The sequence below is a fragment of the Mesorhizobium sp. 113-3-9 genome (assembly GCF_016756515.1).
GTDB lineage: Bacteria > Pseudomonadota > Alphaproteobacteria > Rhizobiales > Rhizobiaceae > Mesorhizobium.
On sequence record NZ_AP023246.1, the window covers coordinates 3,932,516 to 3,947,106 of the forward strand.

The following is a 14,591-nucleotide window of genomic DNA, read 5'->3' on the forward strand; positions in this document are numbered from 1 at the left end:
TATACGGGGAGAAGGTACCGGCAGGCGGATGAGGGGCAGCGCCAACTTCGCGTGACTTTAGACTATTGGACTGTCGATTCGTAGGGTTTCACTAGCGCTTCTTACCCGGCGGCGATGGCTTCGACCTCGACCTTGAATTCGGGGCGGGCAAATCCGGAAACGATCATCAGCGTCGAAGCCGGTGCCGGGCTTGAAAACAGCCGGTCGCGGACATCCATATAGGGCCGCAGGTGCGCGCGGTCGGTGACGTAGGCGTTGATGCGCACGATATCCCCAAGTCCCATCCCGGCCTCTCCAAGAATCGCCTCGATGTTGCGGAAGCAGAGCTCGGCCTGGGCGCCGGCATCCTCGGGGATCTGGTCGTCCGCCGTGATGGCGACCTGGCCCGAGCACAGCACCAGCCGCTTGCCGGCGGGCACTTCAACGCCGTGGCTGTAGCGGGCAAAGGGAGGCTTGATCGACTTGGGTGTGAGGAATCTGAACATGGCAATCTCCTGGATACCGCCAGCCTAAGGCCGTATTCACTACAGCTTCAAGATGGCCCGGGATGGCGCCGGTGCGATTGTGGACAGGCGTTCAAAAAATAGGCACGATGCCTCCGGTGCAGCACGACCTTTCCGGCTTTCGCAGATGGCTGTGGTGCAGGCGGGCGGGTCCCGGCGCGAGACGCCGGTGGCATGTGTCTTGCTTCTTGAATCTTTGGTGTCGAGCCTGGCGCGAGGCGCGCCGGAGCAAACAAAGGGTGGTTGTCGATGTACGCAAAACAGAAGACCTCGGTGTTGGTGGTGGCCTTGCTTGCCGCTAGCACACTGGGGGCCGCGGCGAATGAAAAGGTGACCTTCGGCACCAACTGGCTGGCCGAGCCGGAACATGGCGGATATTACCAGGCCGTGGCGGACGGCACCTATGCCGCTTGCGGCCTCGACGTCACCATCATGCAGGGCGGTCCGCAGGTCGCTGGCCGGCCGATGCTGCTGGCCGGCAAGCTCGATTTCTACATGGGCGGCAATCTGCTGTCGGCCTTCGATGCCGTCCAGCAAGGCATCCCGATGCGCGTCGTGGCCGCCGATTTCCAGAAGGATCCGCAGGTCATCATGTCCCACCCCGGCGAGGGGCTGGACAAATGGGAGGATTTGAAGAACGCCGACCAGTATATTCTTGGCGACGAAGGCGTGCAGACCTTCTTCCAGTGGATGGTCACGGCGCTCGGCTTCGACGCCGCCAAGCGCGCGCCCTACACCTACAACACCGCTCCTTTCATCGCCAACAAGAAGTCGATCCAGCAGGGCTACGTCACCTCGGAGCCGTTCGCCGTCAAGAAGGAAGGCGGCTTCGTGCCGAACCAGTTCCTGCTCGCCGATTATGGCTGGGACACCTACTCGACGACGATCGAGGTGATGCAGGACACGATCGACAAGAAGCCGGAAGTGGTCCAGTGCTTCGTCGATGGCTCGGCCAAGGGCTGGTACAAGTACCTCTACGGCGACAACAAGGCCGCCAATGACATGATCAAGAAAGACAATCCTGACATGACGGATGAGCAGATCGCCTTCTCGATCGAGCAGATGAAAAAGTTCGGGCTTGCCGATTCCGGCGATACCGAGAAGCTCGGCATCGGCGCCATGACCGACGCGCGCATCAAGAGTTTCTACGACAAGATGGTCAAGGCCAAGGTCACGCCTGAAGGCATCGACATCACCAAGGGCTACACGCTGGCCTTCGTCAACAAAGGCGTCGGGCTCGACCTGAAGAAATAGGCCAGCCTGGGCATGATAGGGGAAAAGGTGGCGCAAGTGCCGGCATCGGATATCGCTCCGACCTTGCTGGCGCTGCGCGGCGTCGGCAAGGTGTTTTCCAATGGCGTGACGGCGCTGAGCGATGTCGGCCTGACGATCCGGGAAGGCGATTTCCTCAGCCTGCTCGGCCCGTCCGGCTGCGGCAAGTCGACGGCGCTGCGGCTGATCGCCGGCCTGTCGACACCGACCTCCGGCGTGCTCGACTGGCGCGGCGGCGGCTCGCTCGACCGCGCCAATATCGGCTTCGTCTTCCAGGAGCCGACGCTGCTGCCCTGGGCCAGCGTCTTCGACAATGTCTGGCTGCCGCTGAGGCTGAAAGGCGTTTCCCGCGCCAAGGCTGCCCCGGCGATACATGAGATGCTGGCGCGGGTTCACCTGAGCGGCTTCGAGAATGCCGTGCCGCGCGAACTGTCCGGTGGCATGAAGATGCGTGTGTCCATCGCGCGGGCCATGGTGACCAAGCCGCGCGTGCTTTTGATGGACGAACCGTTCGCGGCACTGGACGAGATCACCCGCTTCAAGCTCAACAACGATCTGCTGGAGCTTTGGCAGGACGAACGCTTCACCGTCGTCTTCGTCACCCACAGCGTCTTTGAGAGCGTGTTCCTTTCCAACCGCGTCGTCGTGATGGCGGCGCGGCCGGGCCGGGTCTTCGACGAACTTGCCATCGAGGCCTCCTATCCACGCGACGAGGCGTTTCGCACCTCGCCGGCCTATGCAGCCCTTTGCCGGCAAGCCTCGGACGTGCTGGTCAGCGCCATAAATTCAACAGCGGGCTCGCACCATGACGGTCATTGACGGCACGTTGAAACTCGACCCCGAGGAAGCGCGCCGGGTGCGCCAGGAGCGGCTCGAGCGAGTCGGCCGTTGGGTATTGCCGCTGGCGATCATGATCCTGGCGATCTGGCTGTGGGACCGCATCTGCGTCTGGAACGAGATCCCGCAATATATCCTGCCGCGCCCCGGCGTGGTGCTGCAGACGCTCTACAACGATGCCGGCCTGCTGTTCTCCTCGTTGTTGGTCACGTTGCGCATCACCTTCCTCAGCCTTGCCCTGGCCGTCATCGGCGGTGTTGGATTGTCGGTGCTGTTCGCGCAGTCGAAATGGGTGGAGATGTCGTTCTTCCCCTTTGCCATCGTGTTGCAGGTGACGCCGATCGTGGCGATCTTTCCGCTGATCAACATCTATGTGAACAACCAGACGACCAAGCTTCTGCTCTGCGCCTGGATCGTCGCCTTCTTCCCGATCCTGTCCAACACCACGCTTGGCCTGAACTCCGTCGACCGCAATCTGCGCGACCTGTTCAAGCTCAACGGCGCGACGCGCTGGCAGCAATTGCGCTATCTCAGGCTGCCGGCGGCGATGCCGTATTTCCTCGGTGGGCTGAAGATCGCCGGCGGCCTGTCGCTGATCGGCGCCGTGGTGGCCGAGTTCGTCGCCGGCACCACCGGCCAGTCGTCGGGTCTTGCCTCGCGCATCATCGAGGCCGGCTACCGGCTGAACGCGCCAAGGCTCTTCGCGGCGCTGTTCCTGATCTCGCTGACCGGCATCCTGATCTTCCTCGTGCTGTCGCTGATTTCGCATCTCATTCTGCGGCGCTGGCACGAAAGCGCGCTGAAGCAGGAGCGGTAGGTCCTTGATTCCGAACACAGGTTCATACCATCTCGCCAACGCTCGCGTTCATGCGTCGCTGACGCCCGGACTTGTCGCGGCCTTCGACGGCGATGGCTTTGCGCTCGCCGATATTTCTGTCGCCGACGACAAGATTTCCAGCATCGCCGCGCATGGCCGATCGAAGGCGCCTGCCGATGCGATCGACCTCCACGGCCGCATCATCTTGCCCTGTTTCGTCGACTGCCATACGCATATCGACAAGGGCCATATCTGGCCGCGAAAACCCAATCCCGACGGCACTTTCATGGGAGCCCTGAACGCCACCGGCGCCGACCGCGTCGCGCGCTGGAGCGCGCAGGATGTGGCGCGGCGCATGGATTTTTCACTGCGCTCGGCCTATGCGCATGGCACCAGGGCGCTGCGCACCCATCTCGACAGCGTCGCGCCGCAGGAGGAAATCTCCTGGCCGGTGTTCGAGACGATGCGCGAGACATGGCGCGGCCGCATCGAGTTGCAGGGCGCCTGCCTGCTCGGCATCGAGGGCGTGCGCGACAAGAAATGGTTCGACAGGCTGGCGAAGCGGGTGGCGGCCGCCAAGGGTGTGCTCGGCGTCGTCACCTATATGGTGCCGGATCTGGAAGAGCTGCTGGACCACGTTTTCGCGCAGGCGATCAAGCATGGACTCGACCTCGATTTCCATGCCGACGAGACCGACGACATTGCCGCCATCTCGCTGAAGAAGATCGCCGAGGCAGCGCTTTGGAGCGGCTTCGAGGGCAATATCCTCGTCGGCCATTGCTGCTCGCTGGCACGGCAGCCCGATCTCGAGGTTCTGGACACGCTGGACAAGGTGGCGAAGGCCGGGTTGGCGATCGTTTCTCTGCCGATGTGCAATCTCTATCTGCAGGACCGGCGTGGCGACGCCACCACGCCGCGCTGGCGCGGTGTCACGCTGCTGCATGAGATGAAGGTGAGGGGCATTCCGGTAGCGGTCGCATCCGACAACACACGCGATCCTTTCTATGCCTATGGCGACCTCGACATGCTGGAGGTCTACCGGATGGCGACGCGCATCCTGCATTTCGATCATCCCGTCGCCGACTGGCCGCAAGCGGTCACCTCGACGCCGGCCAAGGTGATGCGGCTTGATGGCTTAGGCACGCTTGCCGCCGGCGGCGGTGCCGATTTCATTCTGTTCAAAGGTCGTAGCTGGACGGAATTGCTGTCGCGGCCCGAATCGGATCGCATCGTCGTGCGCGCCGGACGCGCGATCGAGCGGCAATTGCCCGACTATGCCGAGCTCGACGAACTGATGGTGGAATGATGGACGTTTCGGCGCTCAAACGCGATCTCGACGGGATAAAGCTCGACGACAATCCGGCCATCGTCCAGCAGAAGAGCCGCGACTTCTACTGGTACAGCCCGGTGCTGAAGCGGCAGCTCGACCATGTCACCGGCGACCTGATTGTGACGCCGAAAACCGAGGCCGAGCTGATCCGCGTGCTGGCCGCCTGTCATCGGCATTGCATTCCGGTGACGCCGCGCGGCAGCGGCACCGGCAATTACGGCCAGGCAATGCCGCTGTCGGGCGGTGTCGTGCTCAACCTCGCAGAGATGAACGAGATCAAGTCGATCGCGCCGGGGCGCGTGGTGACGGGGCCGGGCGCGGTGCTGGCCGATATCGACAAGGCGACGCGGGCGCATTCCGGCCAGGAACTCAGGCTCTCGCCCTCGACCTACAACACGGCCTCGATCGGCGGCTTCATCGCCGGCGGTTCGGGCGGCGTCGGTTCGATCAATTTCGGCGGGTTGCGCGATTTCGGCAATGTGCTTCGCCTGCGCGTGGTGACGATGGAGGCCGAGCCGAAAGCGCTCGAACTCACCGGCGAGGATTTGCACAAGGTGACCCATGCCTACGGCACCAATGGCATCATCACCGAAGTCGAGATGCCGCTGACCGCGGCCTATGACTGGGTCGATGTCATTGTCGGCTTCGATGCCTTCATGGACGCGGCGCGCTACGGCAATGCGCTCGCCTGCCAGGACGGCATCCTGACCAAGCTGATCACCCCGATTGCCGCACCCGTGCCGCAGCTCTATTTCAAGCGGCACCAGAAGTTTTTCAGGGAGGGTCAAAGCATCTGCGTCGTCATGGTGGCACAGCATGGGCTGGATGCCTTCCTTGCCTTCACCCGGCGCGCCGGCGGCGAGCTGATCCTCAACGCGGCCACGGCGACGCCGGAGGAGAAAAAAGGCCTGCCGCCGGCCTATGAGCTGGCCTGGAACCACACCACGCTCAGGGCACTGCGTGTCGATCCCGACATCACCTATCTGCAATCGCTCTATCCCTTTCCCAACCAGCTGGCGCTGGTCGAGAAAATGGATGCGATGTTTCCGGACGAAGTGTTCTCGCATCTCGAATTCGTCCGGCTCGACGGCAATATCACCTGTTTCGGCCTGCCATTGGTGAAATTCACAACCGAGGTGCGGCTCGACGAGATCGTGCGGCTGCATGAGGAGAATGGCTGCCCGATCTTCAATCCGCACCGCTACACGCTGGAAGAGGGCGGCATGAAGCAGACGGATGCCGTGCAACTCGCCTTCAAGCGAGAGACCGACCCACAAGGCCTGCTCAACCCCGGCAAGATGATCGCCTGGGAAAATCCGGACTACGACTATCGTTCGGGGCGAACCTTCCTGTTCAAGGGGCTGCAAAAGGCAGGCTGATGAACATCCTCGTCCTCTATGCGCATCCGGTCGAGACCAGCTTCAATGCCGGCCTGCACCGGTTGGTCGTCGAGCGGCTGATGGCGGCGGGCCATACGATCGATGATTGCGACCTCTACGCCGAGAATTTCGATCCGAGGCTGACGCGCCAGGAGAGGCTGGACTATCACGACCAGCGCGGCTCCGCGGACCCCTCGGCGCCCTATGTCGAACGTCTGCTGCGGGCCGATGCGCTGGTGCTTTCCTATCCGGTGTGGAACTACGGCTTCCCGGCGATCCTGAAGGGCTTCTTCGATCGCGTCTTCCTGCCTGGTGTGTCGTTCAAGCTGGTCGACGGCAAGGTGCAGCCGTCGCTGCACAACATTAGGAAGGTCGCGGCCGTCACCACCTATGGCGGCAGCCGGTTCCGCGCCGTGCTGATGGGCGATCCGCCGCGCAGGCTGATCAAGCGCATGCTGCGCGCGACGGTAAAGCCGGGCGCGCCGGTGACTTACCTCGCGCATTACGCGATGAACCTGTCGACCGATGAAACACGGAAGTCGTTCATGACGAAGGTCGCGGCGAGCATGGATGCGTTCTGATGCGGGTCCTCGTGGTCTATTGCCATCCAGTGCCGGAGAGTTTTTGCGCAGCGGTCCGCGACACCGCTCTCGATGTGCTGAAGGCAAGGGGCTGGGAGGTGCGGCTGCTCGATCTCTACGCCGAGAAATTCGATCCGGTGATGGGTTGTGACGAGCGGCGTACCTACAATGACCAGGCGCCGCGCGATCCCGCGCTGAAGCCGCATTTCGAACTGCTCGCCTGGGCTGAAGCGATCCTGTTCGTCTATCCGACCTGGTGGTACGGGCTGCCGGCGATGCTGAAGGGCTGGCTTGACCGGGTGTGGGCGACCGATGTCGCCTTCAAGCTGCCGGCGGGCAAGGGGCGGATCACATCGCTGATGAGGCATGTGACCAAGGTCGGCGTCATCACCACCTGCGGCGCGCCGACCTGGTGGAGCGTCGTCGTCGGGCAGCCCGGACGCAAGACCTTGCTGCGCGGCATGCGGGCTTTGTGCGCGACACGCTGCAAGACGTTTTTCCTGGCGCATTATCTGATGGATGCCTCGACGCCGGCAACGAGAGCGGCGTTTCTGGCAAAGGTGCGGGCGAAGCTGGAGCGGTTTTGAAGGATGCGCGACTTTCCCTTCTCCCCCTTGTGGGAGAAGGTGGCCTCGCGAAGCGAGGTCGGATGAGGGGTGCGCGAAGGATCTCTGCTTTGCAGAAGTAAGCGCTTGAGATCCTTCGATCTTTTCACGCCGCGCTTCGTCACGCACCCCTCATCCGTCTCGGCGCTGCGCGCCGATCCACCTTCTCCCACAAGGGGAGAAGAAAGAGGCGCTACATCTTCACCCGTTCCGCCTTCGGATCATATATCGGCTTCAGCGAGGCTTCCGCCGCGAAACGCTCGCCGGCGATCTCGATCTCGTAGGACGAGGCCAGCACATCCGCCTCGCTCTCGCCCGGGCAGGGCACATAGCCCAGCCCGATGGCGCCGCCGAGATGGTGGCCGTAATTGCCTGAGGTGATCGGGCCGACGATCTTGCCGTCGCGCAGGATCGCTTCGTTGTGGAAGAGCAGGGGCTGCGGGTCCTTCAGGCGAAACTGGACCAGCCGGCGTGACAGGCCGGCTTCCTTCTTCTTCAGCACCGCATCGCGGCCGATGAACTCGCCCTTGGCCGTCTTCACCGCGAAGCCGAGGCCTGCTTCCAGCACATTGTCCTCGTCGGTGATGTCGTGGCCGAAATGCCGGAAGGCTTTTTCGATGCGGCAGGAATCGAGCGTATGCAGGCCGCAGAGTTTCAGGCCGACATCCGCGCCGGCCTCGTCGATCGCCTCGAAGACATGGGCCGCTTGTTCGGTCGAGACATAGAGTTCCCAGCCGAGTTCACCGACATAGGTGACGCGGTGGGCGCGGGCCAGACCCATGCCGATCTCGATCTCCTGGAACGTGCCAAACGGATTGTTCTCGTTGGAGAAATCGTTGGGGCTGACTTTCTGGATAAGCTTTCGCGCATCCGGGCCCATCAAGCAGAGCACGCTTTCGGCCGCTGTGACATCCGTGATGACCACGAATTCGTCGCCGACATGCCGGCGCAACCAGGCGAGGTCGCGCTGCAGCGTGGCACCCGGGACGACGAGGAAATAGGCCGTATCCGACAGGCGCGAGACGGTGAGATCGCTCTCTATGCCGCCGCGCTGGTTTAGCATCTGTGTGTAGACGATCTTGCCCGGCGCCACATCCATGTCGTTGGCGCAGAGTCTTTGCAGGAAGGCACATGCATCGCGGCCCTCGACGCGGATCTTGCCGAAGGAGGTCATGTCGAACAGGCCGACCTTGTTGCGGACCGCCAGATGCTCGTCGCGCTGGTTGTCGAACCAGTTCTGCCGCTTCCAGGAATAGCGGTATTCGAGCTCCTGGCCTTCGCGGGCGAACCAGTTGGCGCGCTCCCAGCCGGCGACCTCGCCGAACACGGCGCCGCGCGCTTTCAGATGCTCATGCAAAGGCGAGCGCCTGACGTTGCGCGATGTCGCCATCTGCCGGTAGGGGAAATGGTCGGCATAGAGGAGGCCGAGCGTTTCCGAGACGCGCTCCTTCAGGTAGCGGCGGTTCTTCTGGAAGGGCTGGGCGCGGCGGATGTCGACTTCCCACAGGTCGAAGGGCGCTTCGCCATCGTTGATCCACTGCGCCAGCGCCATGCCGGCGCCGCCCGAAGAGACGATGCCGATAGAATTGTAGCCGGTCGCCATCCAGTAGCCCCGAAGTTCCGGCGCCTCGCCGAGATAGTAGCGGTCGTCAGGCGTGAAGCTTTCGGGGCCGTTGAAGAAGGTGTGGATGCCGGCGGTCGCCAGCATCGGCATGCGGTTGACGCCCATTTCGAGGATCGGCTCGAAATGGTCCATGTCCTCGGGCAACTGGTCGAAGCAGAAATCCTCGCGGATGCCGTCCATGCCCCAGGGCTTGGCCACCGGCTCGAAGGCGCCGAGCATCATCTTGCCGGCATCTTCCTTGTAGTAGGCGCATTCGTCGGGAACGCGCAGCACCGGCAGGCGGGAGAGGCCGGGGATCGGCTCGGTGACGAGATAGAAATGCTCGCAGGCGTGCAGCGGGATGGTGACGCCGTTCTGACGCCCGAGTTCTCGGGCCCACATGCCGGCGCAGTTGACGACGATGTCGGCCTCGATGGTGCCTTGGTCTTCACCTTGCGCCCACGACACGCCGGTGACACGGCCGGCTTTGGTGTGGACCTTGGTCACCTTCACATTCTCAACGATGGTGGCGCCGCGCTGGCGCGCGCCCTTGGCCAGCGCCATGGCGATGTTGGCGGGGTCGCACTGGCCGTCGAGCGGCAGGTGCACGGCTCCGACGACGTCGGATACGTTGAGATGCGGATACATCTCCTTGACCTCGTTGGGCGAAATCTCGCGCACATCGACATCGAAGGCACGGGCCAGAGACGCCTGCCGGTAGATCTCGTGCTTGCGCTCCTCGGTCAGCGCCACGGTGATCGAGCCCACCTGGCGCATGCCGGTGCCGACTTCGGTCTCGGCTTCCAGCTTGACGTAGAGGTCGGCCGAATATTTTGCCAACCGCGTCATGTTCTGCGAACCGCGCAACTGGCCGATCAGGCCGGCGGCGTGCCATGTCGTGCCCGAGGTCAGTTGCTTGCGCTCCAGAAGCACGATGTCGGTCCAGCCGAGCTTGGCCAGGTGATAGGCGACCGAGCAGCCGGAAACGCCGCCGCCGATGATCACCGCCCTTGCTTTGGTAGGAATGGCTTTGGTGGGAAAGGTCTTGGTCATGCGGCCTCGCGGCGATAGGTGGAAGCAAAACGGCGTAGCCGGAGTGCTGCTTCTTGCAGCACAGGCTCCGGCTGGCAGAGGCTGACGCGGATGTGGCCGGCGGCGGCTTCGCCGAAGCTGGAACCCGGCATCACCCCGACCTTCTCCTTGTCGAGCAAGGCGAAGGCGAATTTCTCGTCGTCGGGTTCGACCGCGGATATGTCGAGCATGACATACATGCCGCCTTCGGAGCCGCGCACGCTGACGTCATTCATGCCGCGCACGGCATCGAGGAAGACAGTGCGGCGCGCCGCGTAGCGCTCGGCGATGTCCTTCACGCCGTAATGGTTCTCCAGCGCCTCGGCGCAGGCGACCGAGATGAAGGCCGGGAGGCCGTAGGTCGTCACCAGATTGAGATTGATGAGCAGCGTGATCATCGCTTCAGGACCGGTCAGCCAGCCCATGCGCCAGCCGGTCATGCCATGGCTCTTGGACATGGAATTGATGACCAGCGTGCGTTCGGCCATGCCGGGCAATGAGCGCGGCGAGATGTGCTCGCCGCCGCCCAGCGTCCAGTAGACTTCGTCCGACAGCAGCCAGAGGTCGTGCTCCCTGCAGATTTCGGCCAGCTGTTCGAGCCGCTCTCGCGAATAGACCGCACCGGTGGGGTTGTTCGGCGTGTTGATCAGGATGGCGCGCGTGTTGGGCTTGAGTGCCGCGCGGATCATGTCGACGTGCGGCTGGAAACCATCCTCGGCCGGCGTCTCGACGACGGTGAAACTGGCACCCGCGGCACTGAACGTGTTGGGGTAGGTGGCGTAGTAGGGGGCAACGACGATGGCGTGGTCGCCCTGGTCGAGCACGGCCTGCACGGCCGCGTAGAGGGCCGCCTGGCCGCCCGGCGTCGCGATCACCTGATCCGGTGTTGTCTCGACGCCGGTGCAGGCGCTGGAGGCTGCCGCCATCGCCTGGCGCAGGCGCGGCAGGCCGGGCAGCGGCGTGTAGTGGTGATTGCTGCCGCGGACCGCGGCGACGCAGGCCTCGATCGTTTGGGAAGGCGTGTCGAAATCATGGTCGCCGACCGACAGCATGATGATGTCCTCGCCTGCTTCCTTGCGGGCCCAGGCGGCGGAATGGACTTCCCAGCCATCCTTGCCCGAAGGCACGATGCCGGAAATGCGCGATGATGGTTTTGGCATCATTGAACTCCCGAGATCTGGTAGCCGGCCTGTTCGAGCCGGCCACGCAGCGCCGCGATATGGGCAGGGCCGACCTCGCAGCAACCGCCGACGATTTCTGCGCCGGCTTCGACCCAGCCGATGGCCTGATCGGCATAGGCCCGCGGATCGAGATCGTGGCGGGCATGCAGCACCTCGACCGTGCCGCCATGCTTGAGCGCCTCGACCGAGGTGAAGCCGTTGGCATAGGCGCCAACCGGCCCGCCGAGCGCGGTCAGTTCCGGCAGTGCCGCGCTGACGGCTTCGGGCCGGCAGCAATTGACCAGCCTTGCGGCGATCGGCAGGTCGCCCAGCGCTGCGGACGCGGCGGCGAGGGCTTCGCCACTGCGCAGCCTTGGCGTGCCGTGGTCGGCGAGCGTCCAGGACACCCAGACGGGCTTGCCGCTTTCCGATGCCGCGGTGACGGCCGCGCGCGCTTCATCGGCCGAGGCCATGGTTTCGCACAGGAAGAGATCGACGCCATCCGCCTGCTCGGCGACGATGCGGCGGTAGATGTCGAGCGTCTCCTGGTAGGAAATGGTCAGCGCCGGTGCGTAGCTGCCGAAAAGCGGCGACAGGCAGCCGGCGATCGCCGCGTCGCCGGCTTCGTCGCGAGCTTGCCTGGCCAGTTCGATGCCGCGCTTCTGCAGCGGCTTGAACAGGTCCTCGGCGCCCTCGCGCGCCAGCCGTTCGGGTGTCGCCGAATAGGTGTTGATGGTGATGACGCGGGCGCCGGCGCGGATGAATTCGGCGTGCAGGTCGCGCACCAGATCGGGTTCGTCGATCAGCACCCTGGCCGACCACAGCGGCGTCGGCTCGGATTTGCTGCGCCGGACCAGTTCCTGGCCCATGCCGCCGTCTGTGAGGATGACCGCCTTCATGCGCGCAGTCTTTCGTTCCTGGGATCCCAGAGCGGTTCATCCTTCTGCACGACCGCCTTGAAACGGTCGCCGAAGATTTCGACCTCGACCGATGTGCCGGGCTCGGTCAAATCCACGCGCAACATGCCGAGCGCGATGGACTTGTCGATGCGATGGCCCCAGCCGCCCGACGTGGTCTCGCCGACGATCTGTCCGCCGTGCCACAGCGTCGACATGTAGGGCGCGTCGCAATCGCCGGGGTTCTCGACGACCAGGGTGACGAAACGCTTCTTCACGCCTTGCTGCTTCTCGTTCTGCAGTGCGGCCTTGCCACGGAAGTCGGGCTTTTCCCATTTAACGAAGCGCTCGAGCCCACCTTGCAGGATGGAATAGTCGGTCGAGAGATCGCCCTTCCAGGTGCGGTAGCCCTTTTCCAGCCTGAGCGAATCCAGCGCATACATGCCGAACGGTCTCAGGCCATGCTGTTGTCCTGCCGCACAGACAGCGTCGAAGATTGCTGATGTGTCGTCGACCCTGGTGTGGATTTCCCAGCCGAGTTCTCCAGCGAAGGAGACGCGCACCAGCTTCGCCCAGCGGCCGGCGATCTTCGTTTCCTGATGCGTCAGCCACGGCAACGTAAGGTCGGCGTCGCAGACTTCGGCGAGGATTTTCCGCGAATTGGGGCCGGCCAGGATCTGAGTGGAGAATTCCTCGGTCCGGTCGATCAGCTTGAATGGCGCGTCCTTGGGCATGCGCGATTTCAGCCATTCGAAATCATGCCATTGCGCGACCGCGGCGGTGATCAGCGTCATCACATTCTCGTCGTGGCGCACGACGGACATTTCTGTGACGATGCGGCCCTTGTCGTCGGCGAAATAGACGAGGCCGATGCGGCCGGGTTTCGGCACCAGTCCGGTGACCTGCAGGCTCAGCCAGTCGGCGGCGCCAGGACCTTCGAGGTTGAAGCGCGAGAAGCCGGGCAGGTCGAGGATGCCGGCGGCGTCACGCACCGCCAGGCACTCTTCACGAACGCGATGCTGCCAGGGCCCGTCGCGGCGGAAGGTCAGCGTGGCGTCCTCGGAAATGTCGTCGCCGTCTTTCGCATACCAGGTGGCGCGTTCCCAGCCATTATAGGCATCGAAGCGGCCGCCGAGCGCCTTGGTGCGGTCGTGGATCGGCGACAGTTTTCTGTCGCGCCCTTCAGGCCAGGCATGGCGCGGGAACTGGATGGCGTATTCATTGCCGTAGATTTCGAGGCCCTTGGCGACGCAATAGTCCGGCGCCGAGGCAAAGGACGTGAAGCGGCGTGGGTCGCAGGACCACATGTCCCATTCGGTCTGGCCTTGCGTGACCCATTCGGCCAGCACCTTGCCGGCGCCGCCGCCTTGCGCAATGCCGAAGGTGAAGACGCAGGCCTCGAAGGCATTGGGCACGCCGGGCATCGGGCCGATCAGGGGGTTGCCGTCCGGCGCATAGGGGATCGGCCCGTTGATGACCTTGGACAGGCCGGCGGTGCCCAGGATCGGCACGCGGGCGACGGCATCGGCCAGGTAATGTTCCAGCCGGTCGAGATCGTCGGGGAAGAGCTGGAAGGAAAAATCGTCCGGCATCGGATCGTTGGGGGTGGCCCAATGCGCGCGGCAATTGCGCTCATAGGGGCCGAGATTCATGCCGGCCTTCTCCTGGCGCAGATAGTAGGATGTATCGACGTCGCGCAGCAGGGGCAGTTTCTTGCCCTGTTCCTTCGACCATGCCGCCAGTTCGGGGATTTCCTCGAAGAGGATATACTGATGGCTCATCACCATCATCGGCACTTCGCGGCCGAACATTTTGCCCACCTCGGCGGCGCGGTAGCCGGCGGCGTTAACGACGATTTCGCAGCGGATCTCGCCTTGCGGCGTGGCAACCACCCATTCGTCCTTCTCACGGCGCACGCCGGTGACAGGGCAGAAGCGGATGATCTTGGCGCCCATGTCGCGCGCGCCCTTGGCCAACGCCTGGGTCAACTGCGCCGGGTCGATGTCGCCGTCGCTCGGGTCGTAGAGCGCGCCTTCCAGATCGTGCGTCTCGATGAAGGGGTAACGGCGCTTGATCTCGTCGACACCGACCACGTCGATGTCCATGCCCTGGTAGCGGCCCATGCCCTTGGCACGCTCGAACTCCTGCATGCGCTCCTTGGAGTGGGCGAGGCGCAGGGAACCGGTGACGTGATAGTTCATGGGATAGTCGACAGCGTCGGCAAGGCCCCGGTAAAGCTCGGTCGAATAGCGCTGCATGTTCATCAGTGACCATGACGAGGAGAAGGTCGGTACATTGCCGGCGGCATGCCAGGTCGAGCCTGATGTCAGCTCGTTCTTCTCCAGCAGCACGCAATCGGTCCAACCCGCCTTGGCGAGATGATAGAGCGAGGAGGTGCCGACAACGCCACCTCCGATGATCACCACGCGTGCCGTGCTCGGCAAACCCGCCATGTTCTTCTCCCAAGCTGAAGCGCGTTGCGCTTCCATTTTTGTTGTGATGCAAGTCGTTATCCCAAAACCGCGGCACACTTTTGG

12 protein-coding genes are annotated in these 14,591 nt (G+C 63.6%); 7 read left to right on the forward strand and 5 right to left on the reverse strand.

Going from position 1 to position 14,591, the window contains the following annotated elements:
• Nucleotides 1–101: 101 nt before the first annotated feature.
• Nucleotides 102–485, reverse strand: a complete 384-nt coding sequence (locus MesoLj_RS19065) for a RidA family protein (RefSeq protein ID WP_140772893.1) — start codon at nt 483–485, stop codon at nt 102–104.
• A 267-nt stretch (nt 486–752) separates the two neighbouring features.
• Here MesoLj_RS19065 and MesoLj_RS19070 point away from each other — a divergent pair, with 267 nt between their 5' ends.
• Genes MesoLj_RS19070 through MesoLj_RS19100 form a run of 7 tightly spaced genes read left to right on the forward strand, consistent with a single transcriptional unit; the run spans nt 753 to nt 7,306 of the window.
• Nucleotides 753–1,757, forward strand: a complete 1,005-nt coding sequence (locus MesoLj_RS19070) for an ABC transporter substrate-binding protein (protein WP_202321778.1) — start codon at nt 753–755, stop codon at nt 1,755–1,757.
• Nucleotides 1,758–1,769: 12 nt separating this feature from the next.
• Nucleotides 1,770–2,594 carry an ABC transporter ATP-binding protein gene (locus MesoLj_RS19075; RefSeq protein ID WP_202321779.1) on the forward strand — a complete coding sequence of 275 codons (825 nt, stop codon included), beginning with the start codon at nt 1,770–1,772 and terminating at the stop codon, nt 2,592–2,594.
• Nucleotides 2,581–3,429, forward strand: coding sequence for an ABC transporter permease (locus tag MesoLj_RS19080; protein ID WP_202321780.1), 849 nt, complete (start codon nt 2,581–2,583; stop codon nt 3,427–3,429). Before MesoLj_RS19075 ends, MesoLj_RS19080 begins: the two co-directional genes overlap by 14 nt.
• 4 nt (nt 3,430–3,433) lie before the next feature.
• The gene (locus MesoLj_RS19085) at nt 3,434–4,735 is read left to right on the forward strand and encodes a cytosine deaminase (RefSeq protein WP_202321781.1); all 1,302 of its coding nucleotides are present in this window, start codon (nt 3,434–3,436) and stop codon (nt 4,733–4,735) included.
• Entirely contained in the window at nt 4,735–6,138 is a 1,404-nt protein-coding gene (locus MesoLj_RS19090; RefSeq protein WP_202327345.1) for an FAD-binding oxidoreductase, read from the forward strand. Before MesoLj_RS19085 ends, MesoLj_RS19090 begins: the two co-directional genes overlap by 1 nt.
• Nucleotides 6,138–6,719 carry an NAD(P)H-dependent oxidoreductase gene (locus MesoLj_RS19095; protein ID WP_202321782.1) on the forward strand — a complete coding sequence of 194 codons (582 nt, stop codon included), beginning with the start codon at nt 6,138–6,140 and terminating at the stop codon, nt 6,717–6,719. The genes MesoLj_RS19090 and MesoLj_RS19095 overlap by 1 nt, the downstream gene beginning before the upstream one ends.
• Nucleotides 6,719–7,306 (forward strand): NAD(P)H-dependent oxidoreductase, encoded by a 588-nt coding sequence (locus tag MesoLj_RS19100; RefSeq protein ID WP_202321783.1) that lies wholly within the window; start codon nt 6,719–6,721, stop codon nt 7,304–7,306. Before MesoLj_RS19095 ends, MesoLj_RS19100 begins: the two co-directional genes overlap by 1 nt.
• Nucleotides 7,307–7,517: 211 nt before the next feature.
• Here the strand turns inward: MesoLj_RS19100 and MesoLj_RS19105 are convergent, their stop codons facing one another.
• Genes MesoLj_RS19105 through MesoLj_RS19120 form a run of 4 tightly spaced genes read right to left on the reverse strand, consistent with a single transcriptional unit; the run spans nt 7,518 to nt 14,507 of the window.
• Nucleotides 7,518–9,980 (reverse strand): GcvT family protein, encoded by a 2,463-nt coding sequence (locus MesoLj_RS19105; protein WP_202321785.1) that lies wholly within the window; start codon nt 9,978–9,980, stop codon nt 7,518–7,520.
• Nucleotides 9,977–11,158: a pyridoxal phosphate-dependent aminotransferase gene (locus MesoLj_RS19110; RefSeq protein WP_202321787.1), complete on the reverse strand. Its 1,182-nt coding sequence runs from the start codon at nt 11,156–11,158 to the stop codon at nt 9,977–9,979. Before MesoLj_RS19110 ends, MesoLj_RS19105 begins: the two co-directional genes overlap by 4 nt.
• The gene (locus tag MesoLj_RS19115) at nt 11,158–12,057 is read right to left on the reverse strand and encodes a homocysteine S-methyltransferase family protein (protein WP_202321789.1); all 900 of its coding nucleotides are present in this window, start codon (nt 12,055–12,057) and stop codon (nt 11,158–11,160) included. The genes MesoLj_RS19110 and MesoLj_RS19115 overlap by 1 nt, the downstream gene beginning before the upstream one ends.
• Nucleotides 12,054–14,507: a GcvT family protein gene (locus MesoLj_RS19120; RefSeq protein WP_202321791.1), complete on the reverse strand. Its 2,454-nt coding sequence runs from the start codon at nt 14,505–14,507 to the stop codon at nt 12,054–12,056. Before MesoLj_RS19120 ends, MesoLj_RS19115 begins: the two co-directional genes overlap by 4 nt.
• Between the last annotated feature and the right edge of the window lie 84 nt (nt 14,508–14,591).

What these genes read in the sequence shown, in the direction of transcription:
- MesoLj_RS19065 (WP_140772893.1), bottom strand. Translation starts at nt 485, where the DNA reads ATGTTCAGATTCCTCACACCCAAGTCGATCAAGCCTCCCTTTGCCCGC.
- MesoLj_RS19105 (WP_202321785.1), bottom strand. Translation starts at nt 9,980, where the DNA reads ATGACCAAGACCTTTCCCACCAAAGCCATTCCTACCAAAGCAAGGGCG.
- MesoLj_RS19075 (WP_202321779.1), top strand. Translation starts at nt 1,770, where the DNA reads ATGATAGGGGAAAAGGTGGCGCAAGTGCCGGCATCGGATATCGCTCCG.
- MesoLj_RS19110 (WP_202321787.1), bottom strand. Translation starts at nt 11,158, where the DNA reads ATGCCAAAACCATCATCGCGCATTTCCGGCATCGTGCCTTCGGGCAAG.
- MesoLj_RS19100 (WP_202321783.1), top strand. Translation starts at nt 6,719, where the DNA reads ATGCGGGTCCTCGTGGTCTATTGCCATCCAGTGCCGGAGAGTTTTTGC.
- MesoLj_RS19120 (WP_202321791.1), bottom strand. Translation starts at nt 14,507, where the DNA reads ATGGCGGGTTTGCCGAGCACGGCACGCGTGGTGATCATCGGAGGTGGC.
- MesoLj_RS19115 (WP_202321789.1), bottom strand. Translation starts at nt 12,057, where the DNA reads ATGAAGGCGGTCATCCTCACAGACGGCGGCATGGGCCAGGAACTGGTC.
- MesoLj_RS19090 (WP_202327345.1), top strand. Translation starts at nt 4,735, where the DNA reads ATGGACGTTTCGGCGCTCAAACGCGATCTCGACGGGATAAAGCTCGAC.
- MesoLj_RS19095 (WP_202321782.1), top strand. Translation starts at nt 6,138, where the DNA reads ATGAACATCCTCGTCCTCTATGCGCATCCGGTCGAGACCAGCTTCAAT.
- MesoLj_RS19080 (WP_202321780.1), top strand. Translation starts at nt 2,581, where the DNA reads ATGACGGTCATTGACGGCACGTTGAAACTCGACCCCGAGGAAGCGCGC.
- MesoLj_RS19070 (WP_202321778.1), top strand. Translation starts at nt 753, where the DNA reads ATGTACGCAAAACAGAAGACCTCGGTGTTGGTGGTGGCCTTGCTTGCC.